We start from the raw sequence: 12,599 nt of genomic DNA, 5'->3' as shown, positions 1-12,599 counted from the left end.
TGACCTTATTCACCCGTTACCCCCCTAATACATGTTTCAACATATTGACGCACATGTCGTATGGCACGGTTTCTTTCATCTTCTGTTGCAAGTATTCATCTAATCTCGGCTTCAGGGTGAAGGCACTATCAATGGCAGGATCGGTGCCCGCCTTATAAGCACCAATCGAAACTAAATCTTGATTTTTTCGGCAAATAGACAGCACTTGTCGCACCGCTTTCGACATCAAAACGTGCTCTTCTGTCGTGATTTGAGGCATAACACGACTGACCGATTTCTCTACATCAATCGCAGGGTAATGACCGGCATCAGCCATCTCACGTGACAGCACAATATGACCATCAAGAATCGCTCGCGACGCATCCGCAATAGGATCTTGTAAATCATCACCTTCGGTTAAAACGGTAAAGAAAGCGGTGATAGAACCTTGTTCATCATTACCGTTACCAGCACGTTCAACCAATGCGGGAAGTTTAGCAAATACCGATGGTGGATAACCTTTGGTTGCTGGCGGCTCACCCACAGACAAAGCAATTTCACGTTGTGCTTGAGCAAAACGCGTCAACGAGTCCATCAATAATAGAACATCTAAACCTTGATCTCGGAAGTATTCTGCAACCGCTAGCGCGGTTTGACAGCCTTTTAAGCGCATCAATGGCGAAGAATCCGCCGGTGCGGCAACAACAACCGAACGTTTACGCCCATCTTCACCAAGAATTTCTTCAATAAATTCTTTTACTTCTCGTCCACGCTCACCAATAAGCCCGACCACAACCACTTGCGCGGTAGTACCTCGAGTCATCATACCAAGCGTGACCGACTTACCAACACCCGATCCAGCAAACAAACCAATACGTTGCCCTTTACCAACGGTAAGCAAACCATTGATCGCTTTCAAGCCAACATCAAGCGGCTCAGAAATAGGCTTACGCGCTAAGGGGTTAATTGGCTCCGCATTAAATGAAGCGCGTTGCTCGGTGTAAATCGGTCCTAACCCATCAAGTGGGTTACCCACACCATCGATAACACGTCCAAGCAACTCCATTCCAACAGGAATACCGCTCTCTGACGTCAACGGAGTCACACGAGCGCCGGGTAAGATCCCGGTAATTTGCTCACTTGGCATCAAAAAAAGGTTATCACCAGAGAAGCCCACGACTTCAGCTTCCATTTGACCAGACATCGTTTCAACTAAACACAAGCTACCGATTGGCGCTTTACAGCCAGTCGCTTCGAGTGTTAGACCAACCACACGCACCAATTTACCGGATGCAATTGGTCGGGACTTTAGCCCTTCGACTTTGTATTGACTCAGGCGATCCGCAAGCTCGAGCATTATTCATGCCCCTGATAGCGGTTTACACCACAGAAGTTTTGAATGACGTTCTTGATGCGCTCTTCCATACGATAGTTAACACTCGACTCACCCGCTTCGATTTGAACATCACCACGGTTAAGGGCGGGTTCCGCGACCAACTCCCAATTACGACAATCCAATTCTGTTTCACCATAGGCAGAGCGAATAATGGCGACATCTTCAGGGTTCAACTTCAGAGTGATCGCGTGACCAGAAATAGGCAATGACTCGACCGATTCTTTGACGCTATCCAAGATGATTTGTTGGTTGGTTTGTACTTCAACATGCACCACTTCTTTGACCATGGTCAGCACCATGTCGACCAGTTGCTTTTCAACCTGAGCATTCATGAGTTCCAACGGCTGAGCAAATTGGTTAGCAAGCCCCATAAAGATAGCCACTTGTTGTTGAATGTATTCTTGTCCAGCCGTAACGCCTTCAAGCTTACCGGCTTCGTTGCCCTCTTGATGACCTGCGGTAAACCCTTCTTCTTTGCCTTTTTCATAGCCCTGCTTGAAGCCAGCCTCTTGCCCTTGGTGAAACCCTTCCTGATAAGCGCCTTTCTTGATCAATTCGATTTGCTCTTCAGTCAAAATCAACGCTTCATCTTCGATGGCTTCTTCAACCGTAGGCATCCAGCCAGGATCATAGTTAAAGGCGGTTTCTTTGGCTTGTTTATTCACATCAGAGGTGTAGTCAGGCAGCCCCCATTTCTGAGGTTGGGCAACCGTATTATCTTCTTCGGGGCGCAGGAAGCCGCGTTTTCTATCACCTGACATATCAGTACCTATCTATGAGTGAGTCAAACTGTATTGTAAATTCAATCGGTTAGACTTCGTTAATCTGTGGTTCGAGATTGGATAAAGAAAAGCCCCAACAGAGTGGGGCTTTGGAGATTTCTGTATTAAAGGAACTCGTCGGCGCCACCTGACAGCATGATCTCGCCACTGTCGGCCATCTTCCTTGCAATACCCAATATCTCTTTTTGAGCCGCTTCCACATCAGAGACTTTCACTGGCGGCATCGCCTCAATATCGTCTCTCATCATATCAGCCGCACGTTTTGACATATTCTTATAGATCTTCTCGCGTAAACCTTCATCAGCACCCTTAAGCGCTTTCTGAAGAACGTCCTGTGGAACATCACGCAGCAGTCGTTGAACACCTTGATCATCCACTTCAATAAGGTTTTCAAAGACAAACATAAGATCTTGAATCTGGGTTGCCATGTCTTCGTCTTGATCGCGGATTTGATCCATCAAGACGCCTTCCACGTTATTGTCCATGTAGTTCATGATCTCAGCAGCGGCTTTCAGACCACCAATTTTCGCTGCTTGAGCACCCGCTTGACCCGCAAATTGTTTCTCCATGATTTCATTCAGTTCAGCAAGTGCTGAAGGTTGAACTTCTTCTAGGTTAGCAATACGCATCATCAAATCAAGACGAACGCGTTCTGGGAACTGAGACAGGATCTCAGCCGATTGATCAGCATCAAGGTACGACAAAACAATGGTTTGGATCTGAGGATGCTCGTTGATGATGATACTCGCGACCTGACGAGGGTCCATCCATTTAAGTGAGTCCAAACCTTTCGATCCAGTGCCAAGTAGAATTTGATCGACAAGGTTATTCGCTTTGTCTTCACCCAAAGCCGCCACCAGTGCGTTACGCATGAAATCTTCACTGCCCATGCCAATATTGGTGTACTTTTGAATATCATCTAAGAAAGCACGGTGAACCGCACCCACTTTTTCCTGAGACAAATCCGCAGCGCGTGCCATGGCACTACCCACACGTTGAACCTGCTTTGGCTCTAAATGACGAATAATACCAGCAGCATCTTCTTCGTTTAAACTGAGCAACAAGATCGCAGCACGCTCATCACCAGAGATAGAAGTGATATCCACGCCAGCAACATCAAGCACTTCACCGCCTTCGGTTTGTTGTGGAACAATTTCGTTAGCCATCTGCCATCCAATTCTTAACTACTTGAGCTGCTAGCTCGGGTTCATTCGCGACAAGTGCACGCACTGCTTTCAATACATCTTCATCTTTATGAAGGTTTGGTAAGTCGATACTTGAGCCAAATTCAAACAACTCTCCCCCTTCAATATCACCACCAATTAAGCTGGTTTCACCGTCAGCACCAATTGGCATGCCATCAGGGCCGTACATTTGCTCATCATCATCGGCTGCTGGATTGAGCAGTTTTTTCATAGCAGGGCGAACAAGCACCAAAATAACCACAATAATAACAAGGGCACTCGCAAACCAACGAACCCAATTATTAAAGCTCGGGTTTTCCCAAATTGGCACATCTGGCACAACATCAACGACTTGAGGCGCAAACTGCATACTCAACACGTTAAGTAAATCACCACGGCTTTCATCAAACCCTACCGTACCAATAAGCACCTGACGAATCGCATTAATTTCACTCTCAGGAATGGGCGTATGAACCACTTCACCCGTGTCTGGGTTCACGGATTGATGGTCTTTGATTGCCACCGATACTGTCTGACGATTAACTGCGCCGCTCTGTTTTCGTTCATGGCTGATCGTGGTGTCTAACTCAAAATTTCGAGTTGCTTCTTTGTGAACTGAGCCTTGCCCTGTCGCACCATTTTTCATCTGGGCAACATCCTGAGGAATGGTGGCCGAAGCAGGCGGCTGATTGCTCAAGGCTCCCGGAATACCAGCGACAGTATTCCCGTTATTGTAGTCTTCTAAGGTATATTCACTGCGTGTCGCCGGCGTGTTCGGATCATAGCGTTTGCTCGTTTGCTCTACCGCGCTAAAGTCGAGCTGAATATCAACCTGAGCGGTATAGTTGCCAAAACCCAAGATAGGAATCAAAACGGAGTCAATTTTCTCACGCAGCGCTTGTTCTTGGTTGCGCTCTAATTCATGTTCTTTACGGCGCGCTGTTGACATCGGATCTTGAGAGCCTGAGTTCAGAAGTCGACCATGTTGATCGGTCACCGTAATTCGTGAGGTTTTCATTCCCGGAACCGCACTCGCCACCATATCCACAACAGAATCCACTTCTTGTTGCTTAAGGTTGTTGCCGGTTCTCAGTGTTAGGAACACCGAAGCAGAAGCTTCTTGATTGTGGCGAACAAACACACTTTGTTTTGGTAACGCTAATAAAACCTGAGCTTTACGCACCTGTTGCATTTGCTCAATGGCTTTTGCAAGTTGTCGTTCACGACTTAATTTAAGACGCTCTTTTTCTAAACGTTGTGATACACCGAACCCCATATCTTGCATGAGGATATCATCACCGGCATTACGTTCTTGATTTAACCCCGCTCGTACCATATTCAACTTCAAAGAGTTGTACTCACTCGCAGGCACTGAAATCGTATTCCCCTCAAGAGCGTACTCGATTTTTTGTTGATCTAAGTAATCAAGAACGGGGATCAACTCTTCTGTTTCATACGCTCCTAATGGACGCATTTCTGGCTCTTTTACCCAGAAAAAAAGCATCACTATAAGCGCAACACAAATTGAGATGGAAAGGACTAAGACGACCTGACGAAGTAAGTCGAGATCACCCACGGCCATATCGAACTTAGACGAACTGCGTTCACCCAGATCAGGATTTTGCCCTTCTTCGTCGAGCTCAGATCGCGCAATAAGGGCGTGGTCGTTGCTGTCACTTACGGCTAAATCTGTTGTTTGACTATTATCTGCCACTATTTAACTACCTAACTTATACCGGCATATTCATCAGCTGTTTGTACGATTCGACCAATTTATTTCTAATTTGAATCGTCGCCTCAAAAGCCACACTCGATTTATTACGAGCAATCATAACATCGGATAGGGACACGCTTTGGTCACCACTATCAAAACGCGTTTGAAGATCACCCGAGGTCTTTTGTAATGAGTTCACATTATTGATGGCCTGAGTCAGCATGTTGCCAAAATCTGCACCGACTGCTTGCCCCGTTGTAGTGGGACGGGCACTGGCAGCTTCAACCATCATTGCTTGCATTTCGCCTTGTAAACCATCTATTCTCATTTACTACCTCGGAAGTCAAAAAAATGACCATCTATTTCGCTGTATTATTGACAGAGCAATTAGCGTGCCAGACATGATTTGACTAGACATCGTACTACAATAGTCAGAAGGCTAGCACTATTAATCTGTCCTCAGTTTGGGATATCTATTCCAGCATCGCGCATTTTAGCTAACTTATAACGTAATGTGCGGGGGCTAATTCCTAACTTTTCAGCCATATCTTTACGTCGACCATTGCAAGCGATCAACGTTTCAAGAATGATTGCATACTCTTGATCTCTAAGCTCATTACCAAGCCCCTCACTGCTCGCAACGGCTTTGTAAATTGGATTAACTTCCGCAATAGGCTTAATGTCTGGCGCGGCAACATCATTACCTTCAACAATGTGCTGTAACCCGCTTGCATCTTGCCAATCAACGCCTTCAAGAAGAATATGCTCACCCGATATATGATCTTGCTCGCTCAAAATTAACGCTCGTTGGATGACATTATCTAATTCACGAACGTTACCCGGCCACGGATAATTGACAAGCTTATGAATGGCCAGCGCTGACACGACAGGGACCGGCATACCGAGTTTGGTGCAATGGCGTTCAACCAGGTGCTTAGCTAAAGGCTCAATATCCCCTTTACGCTCACAAAGAGGCGGCCATGAAATAGGAAAAACATTCAGTCGGTAGTATAGGTCTTCTCGGAAGTTGCCTTCAGACACATACTGTTTTAAATCACGGTTACTGGTCGCTAACACGCGAACATCAAGCTTGATACTCTTGCGGCTCCCCAAGCGCTCCACTTCACGCTCTTGCAATACACGTAATAATTTAGCTTGCAGGCCAAGATCCATTTCACTGATCTCATCCAATAAAATAGTACCGCCCTGTGCTTGTTCAAACTTACCAGGACAAGCTTGAATCGCACCAGTAAAGGCACCTTTTTCATATCCGAACAGTGTTGCTTCTAGCATGTTGTCTGGGATCGCGGCGCAGTTAATCGCAATAAATGGGCCGTCTTTACGGTTTGAGGCATTGTGAATATAACGAGACATCACTTCTTTACCTGAACCACTGGGGCCCAACACCATGACGTTAGCATCCGTTTTTGCGACTTTATCAGCCAACATCATTAATTTAATACTTTTTTCATCAGCAACAATGGCATCACCATTATCATCCGATTTAATGGGTGCATAGCGACTGACCATGTTCAACAGAACTTCAGGGGCGAATGGCTTCGCCATGTAATCAATCGCACCTTCTCTCATTGCCGCAACTGCATCTTCAATATTAGCGTACGCTGTCATCAATAATACAGGCAGGTTGGGCCAATGCTGCTTAATGTTTCTTAATAACGTCAACCCCCCCATGCCTGCCATTTGAACATCAGAAACAACAATATCAACAGAGTTAGATTTTAACTTAACTAGAGCATCTTCCGCACAATCCGCTTCTAGCCATTCATAACCTGCAAGCGCGAGAGTATCGACAAGGGCTTCGCGTAGACCTTCATCATCTTCGACGATTAACACTTTACTTTGAGCCATAAGATTCTCCAGTATAATTCTATTAAAACGTATTAATCTTCAGTTGAAAGTTGTCTTTCCAATGGTAAGCACATAGTAAAACATGCCCCGTCACCTTCTTCTGAGATCAATTCCAGTCGGCCTTCATGTGCGCGACAAACCATTTGTACAACGGCTAAGCCCAAGCCTGTACCTTGTGAACGGGTGGTAAAGAATGGTTCCATAATTTTACTTTGAAGCGCTTTCGGTACGCCGGGCCCACTGTCTTGTACAGATATCTTAAGCTCGCCGTTTACTGGCCGAAAGAAAACATCTATCTGCGATTCTTTACCGGCAATTTGAACCGCATTCAAAACCAGATTACTTAAAGCTGAAGCAATCGCATTTGCGTTGCCAAACATTTGAGTACCTTCACTCTCGACCTCTTGACAATAATCAATCTGGTTGGTTTTTAATGCGGCCTCGACCATGGGATGAAATTCCGAGATCAACTCAGTGACAGTAAATGGCTTAACTACTTTATTATCACCACCTTTAGCAAACAACAACATATCATTCACTTGTTTCTCTAAATCATGGAGTCTATCCATAAGCTTAGATTGAAAACGTGTTTTTGTTGTAAGTGGTAGGTTGGGTGCGGCAAGGTTTGATGCATACAGCATTGCGCTAGAAAGTGGAGTACGAACCTGATGTGCAAGCGAAGCCACCATCCTGCCTAATGACGACAAACGTTGAAGATCACTAACACGAGATTGCAGCAGACGTGTTTCTGTCAGGTCGGTAATCAATATAAGCTGACCGGTCGTAGAGGCTGAAATCGCCAAACGCACTTTTCGGCCGTTCTTCAATGAGATCTCATGACCATCGTCATCTTTTGGGTCAAAGGCACTTTGAATGACAGAAAACCACTTCTCACCCACTAATTCAACGCCGAGGATACGGTGCGCTTCTGGGTTCGCTTCTCTCACTTCACCTTGCGTATCTAACAAGATGACACCAGCGGGCATCACATCGAGTACTTGCTTATAGCGTTCAACTTGCTGCTCAACAGAATCTAAGTGTGATTGGTTTTCTGGTTGATTCGATAATTGCATGTCAAAAATTTGCCTCAAAGACTAAAACAGCCTGACACACACAATGCGAACCAGGCTATTTGCTATATTCTTCATCTAAACACCCGACGATAGTTCATCGGTTCGCTCACTAGAGTGTTTAATAGCCACAATGCACGCTAGTTTTATTGTTTGCCTCTGACGGTAAAAACGAACTAACGTTGCAAATTATACTTACGCATTTTCTCAACCAGAGTAGTTCTGCGCATTCCAAGCATATCAGCCGCACGAGCTACGATTCCTCCTTGCGCTTCCAAGGCCTGACTGATCATATTCACTTCCAGATCGGCAAGTAACTCTTTCAGGTTAACCCCTTCTGGCGGTAACTCTTGAGGAGCATTCACATTGTCAGCAATATCATCTTGCCGTTCAAAACTGAAATCCTCAGAAAACAACTCAGCCAATGCATCACGCTCCAGCTCTTCCTCTGGAACAACACTATTAAACTCTGGTTGGAATTCAGGAATATCACTGTAACGATACTTTGTTGGAAGGTGATTGACATCGACCAAGCTATTAGGATAAAGAATAACCATTCGCTCCACCAAGTTTGCCAATTCACGTACATTACCTGGCCAATAATGCTCCATCAAAGAATTAATCGCACGAGCCGTGAAACAGATAGGCATACTCCCTTCCGCTTCCATTCGGGTCATCAGCTCTTGAAGCAGCAAAGGAATATCTTCTTTACGGTCTTGAAGTGCCGGCATTTCAATCGGGAATACGTTCAAGCGATAATAAAGATCTTCACGAAACGAATCATCATCGATCATATTTTCAAGATTACGGTGTGTGGCAGCAATCACTCGAACATCAACTTGAATCGTGTTATTTCCTCCGACACGCTCAAAGCATCGCTCTTGTAATACACGTAATAACTTCACTTGCATCGTCATTGGCATATCGCCAATTTCATCCAGAAACAGCGTGCCACCCTCGGCCAATTCAAAGCGACCTTTACGAGCGGTAATCGCCCCGGTAAACGCGCCCTTCTCATGACCAAACAGTTCACTTTCGAGCAAATCAGGTGGGATCGCACCGCAGTTCACTGGTACAAAAGGCCCTGAACGGCGTTTAGAGTGATAGTGAACATTACGCGCTACCACTTCCTTCCCCGTGCCTGACTCCCCAAGAATCAATACATTCGCTTCCGTAGAAGAAACTTGTTCAATGAGGTGGCGTACCTCTTGGATACCTGCACTTTGTCCAACTAGGCTGCGAAACAAAGTATTCTTGCGTGAAGTCGATGCTACTTGAACACCTTTGCGTCCTAAGAATTCTTTACAGTGTCTTAATGCATCACTTAATTGTGGGTAATTAAGTGGCAGTTCGAGTTCGCCAACAAAGTTCGTAAGCTCATCAACCTGGTGATGATTGTGACTAATAACCAGTAAAGGTATGTGACTGGCATGAACAAGCTTTTCATTGAGTAGTGTGTTGAAATCGTTACTTTTAACTGAACCGACAATACAGCCGGCCCACGGAAGTGACCAATCAACCTTGTGTGCTTGTTCAGAGCTAACAACTTCGCAGCTTTCTCCTACAAACTCTAATATGGTGCTTAAGTTGTGACGATATTGGGCATTATCATCAACGACAAGCAGTTTTGTCAAACCTTGCATAAGTAGGAATTATTGCCTTTATTTGGGTTCGATGAGGAAGACCATGAACAATGTCATCGATAAAATGAGGAAAGTATCAATAATTATATATCACGAAGACAAGTTTCGGTAATCAACAACGAAAAAAAGCCATTAGGCTATCTAATGGCTTCTATTTTATTTGAATAAAAAAATAAGGCAACCAACCAATTAGAGGAAATGAGATTGGCTAAAACAGCAGTTCTTCTTTAAATACCTACATCAGCAGACGTTAAATTGTGATATTCATTCGGGATTTGGTCCCATGCACTCTTAATTTCGCGGATGATATCAATAACCTCATCGATAGGCTGGGGATCATTTTTGTGATTTGCCGCAGAAATTTGTGTGATCATGTACTCATAAAGTTGATCTAGGTTTTTAGCAATGTCGCCACCGTCGGCCATAGATAGGCAACTGCGTAGGCTAATAATGATATCGAGCGCCTTACCCAGTCGCTCTCCTTTTACCGGGATATTGCCAGCTTGCATCGCCGCTTTGCCTTGAATCAAACGCTCAATAGCCCCTGCCATTAACATTTGTACAATTTTATGCGGTGAAGCAGCCGTTAGTTGACTATCCACTGATACCTTTTTATATGCCTGTAAAGAACCGCGCATAGTAAACCTCTTTTTATAAAAACTTTTTATATTGCTGAACTGATTTGGCACCGTGTCGGTATTTATGTAGGGTTTTACCTAACCGGCCAGTCTCGGACTGCATCAATTCGACCAATTTTTGGGTTCTCGAAATGGCATCACACCACTCGGGACTTTGCTTAACGTCAGGGTATAAATCGATTAATCGAAGTACGTTTTGCAATAACTGTTCTCTGTTATCGACAAGCTGCGTTATTTCTTCAGCATTAATTTCGCTTAATTCAAGTTGGGATATTATTAATTGATCGAGTTCACAAAGCGCTTTGAGCTGATTGTTCATTTACTAACCTAGTGCATTCATCATGCTACCCAATTGAGATTGCATCTTCCCAGTCGCATCTTGCATCGCAGCGAACTTTGAGTGCGTGCGACTCTCAAGGCTCGCCATGCGGCGATCGAGTGCGCTTTGATCATCGGCCAAACGATAGTTTTGTTCTACCAAGCTCTTTTCTCGAGTGCGAATAGAACCAGTAAATCCGGTAATGCCTTGAATCGCATCTTCCACTTTTTTAGCGAAACCATTGTTACCACCAAAGAACTCCCCCAACTTATCAAAGTTATTGTTCAGTTGACGGTCGAGCATATCGTAGTTTATTTCTAACGAACCTTGTCTTGTGGTCGTAATACCAAACTCAGTCAAAGACTTGAGGTTCACAGGAGCCCCTTCAACACTTGATGAGAATACACTTTTCAAACGCGAGTCGGCGTTACGTACCGCACTGTCGCCAGAGAGTGGGCCTTTTTGCCCCGTCGCGGGATCAACGCCAGCCAAACTTTTTGAGGTTTGATAAAACTGATTATAAGAATTAACAAAAGCCTCAATATCTTGGCGAACACGATTTCGGTCGTACTCTACACCAATTTCTGTCGGTGGCTTATCTTTGGGTGTTTTTCCTTTCAACGTGATATCAATCCCTTCAATAGCATCTTCAATCACGTTGTTTTTACTTGAAAGCTGGGCTACGCCATCGAGCACAACCTTCGAATCTTGTCCCGCTTGTACTTCAGTCATACCACTGTAGTGATCAAAAGACTGTTGAGCCTGAATAAGGTCAGCTTGCGCTTTGTCTATCTTATCTAAGCGCTCACGCTCTTCTGGATCTAATTTCGCACGCTCGATATCTTTAGCTTGTTCAGCGGTCAATTCGCCAGTTTTAACTTTCTCTTGCAGTTCCGCTTTTTCTGTTGCGGCCTTTTCTTCGATACGCGCTTGTTCTGCTTCTAGTTTTGCCTGGGCCTCTTTCGGCGTCACATAAGAATCCGTCAGCGTACCTGATGCGGCATTTGACCAACCAGAGACATCCGACGCTTTCTCTATGGCTTTTTCATCAAGCTCGGGGGCTGGAGAGTAATATGAATCTAAAAGTGTACCTGAAGCTGTTTTAGTCCAACCTGGAATCCTGTCTTCAGGCTTCAATAATGTTGCAGCCTGAGCTGCGTCTAAAGCTGCCTGTCCATCGGCGGCCGCTTGTTCACCGTAACTAAGACTGTCATCTGTCCCCTTATCGGCTTGAGCTTTTGACGGCGGAATTTGGTTACCACTTGCCTCAATAGACTTGTCTAAGGGTGCAATATCTTGCCCGGGGGCGGGCTGGGAAAGAATCTCTTGAGCAGCAAGGCGCGCTTTCTCTAGCGCTTTAGCACGCTCTTCAAGAGTTTTGTATTCAAGTTTTTTGAGAGGATTATCAGCGTCAGACTCGACATTAATGCTGATCTGCTGATCTGAACCTGATTGGTTCGAAGCGACAATAAGTCGAGGACCTTCAACATCATTGATAATAGATGCACGAACGCCTGGGTTGTTGTCTGAGCCATTGATACTGCGAACGACGTCGATAAGTTTCGAACGGTCACCCACTTGCACATCAAAGCTGTCATCGCCAAGCGAAACCTGCAGCTTACCTGGGCCAAATTTCATGTCCTCTGATAGCACATCAGAAGCCACTTTATGGCTTTGGGCAAGCTGCAACACATCGATGGCATATTTGCCAGCGATCGCTTCGGTAGTCGCAGTTGCAGACACAAGTCCTTCATCGGTGCTCTCTACTGTTCGCGCAGCGAAAGCTTTTTCTTGACGAAAGTTTGTCATCAGGTTTTTCATCGAATCAAGGGATTCTCTGAGTCTTCCATAGGCACTAATACTGGTATCGATTCGCGCTCGTTCATTATCGATTCGCTGCTGTTTGGGTACACGCTCCGAATCAACAATTTTGCTGACCATGGTGTTGATATCCATGCCAGACGAACCCCCCATTGGGCCAATACTCATTAAACCACCTCAATAA

Annotated in this window: 11 protein-coding genes; all 11 read right to left on the bottom strand. The window is 45.1% G+C overall.

The genetic code is table 11. The features are described from left to right. Positions 1-16 precede the first annotated feature (16 nt). Positions 17-1,336, bottom strand: a complete 1,320-nt coding sequence (gene fliI, locus OCU36_RS04155) for a flagellar protein export ATPase FliI (protein ID WP_261839162.1) — start codon at positions 1,334-1,336, stop codon at positions 17-19. Then, on the bottom strand, positions 1,336-2,136 hold the full coding sequence (gene fliH / locus OCU36_RS04150) for a flagellar assembly protein FliH (RefSeq protein WP_261839161.1): 801 nt from the start codon (positions 2,134-2,136) through the stop codon (positions 1,336-1,338). The genes fliI and fliH overlap by 1 nt, the downstream gene beginning before the upstream one ends. Positions 2,137-2,261: 125 nt before the next feature. Then, positions 2,262-3,323 (bottom strand): flagellar motor switch protein FliG, encoded by a 1,062-nt coding sequence (gene fliG / locus OCU36_RS04145; protein ID WP_261839160.1) that lies wholly within the window; start codon positions 3,321-3,323, stop codon positions 2,262-2,264. Beyond that, the gene (gene fliF / locus OCU36_RS04140; protein ID WP_261839159.1) at positions 3,316-5,055 is read right to left on the bottom strand and encodes a flagellar basal-body MS-ring/collar protein FliF; all 1,740 of its coding nucleotides are present in this window, start codon (positions 5,053-5,055) and stop codon (positions 3,316-3,318) included. The genes fliG and fliF overlap by 8 nt, the downstream gene beginning before the upstream one ends. A gap of 16 nt (positions 5,056-5,071) precedes the next feature. Then, entirely contained in the window at positions 5,072-5,383 is a 312-nt protein-coding gene (gene fliE / locus OCU36_RS04135; protein WP_261839158.1) for a flagellar hook-basal body complex protein FliE, read from the bottom strand. A gap of 131 nt (positions 5,384-5,514) precedes the next feature. Beyond that, a complete protein-coding gene (locus OCU36_RS04130; RefSeq protein ID WP_261839157.1) occupies positions 5,515-6,924 on the bottom strand; it encodes a sigma-54-dependent transcriptional regulator in 1,410 nt (469 codons plus the stop codon). A 32-nt stretch (positions 6,925-6,956) separates the two neighbouring features. After that, positions 6,957-7,997: a sensor histidine kinase gene (locus OCU36_RS04125; protein ID WP_261839156.1), complete on the bottom strand. Its 1,041-nt coding sequence runs from the start codon at positions 7,995-7,997 to the stop codon at positions 6,957-6,959. A gap of 173 nt (positions 7,998-8,170) precedes the next feature. Next, positions 8,171-9,637 carry a sigma-54 dependent transcriptional regulator gene (locus OCU36_RS04120; protein WP_261839155.1) on the bottom strand — a complete coding sequence of 489 codons (1,467 nt, stop codon included), beginning with the start codon at positions 9,635-9,637 and terminating at the stop codon, positions 8,171-8,173. A 227-nt stretch (positions 9,638-9,864) separates the two neighbouring features. Continuing rightward, positions 9,865-10,275 carry a flagellar export chaperone FliS gene (fliS, locus tag OCU36_RS04115; RefSeq protein WP_261839154.1) on the bottom strand — a complete coding sequence of 137 codons (411 nt, stop codon included), beginning with the start codon at positions 10,273-10,275 and terminating at the stop codon, positions 9,865-9,867. Between the two features lie 13 nt (positions 10,276-10,288). Then, the gene (locus OCU36_RS04110) at positions 10,289-10,594 is read right to left on the bottom strand and encodes a flagellar protein FliT (protein WP_261839153.1); all 306 of its coding nucleotides are present in this window, start codon (positions 10,592-10,594) and stop codon (positions 10,289-10,291) included. Between the two features lie 3 nt (positions 10,595-10,597). Then, entirely contained in the window at positions 10,598-12,583 is a 1,986-nt protein-coding gene (gene fliD, locus OCU36_RS04105; RefSeq protein ID WP_261839152.1) for a flagellar filament capping protein FliD, read from the bottom strand. Positions 12,584-12,599 lie beyond the last annotated feature (16 nt).

Source organism: Vibrio artabrorum, from assembly GCF_024347295.1.
In the GTDB taxonomy this organism is placed as follows: domain Bacteria; phylum Pseudomonadota; class Gammaproteobacteria; order Enterobacterales; family Vibrionaceae; genus Vibrio; species Vibrio artabrorum.
This window is presented reverse-complemented; position numbering and strand designations above follow the sequence as displayed.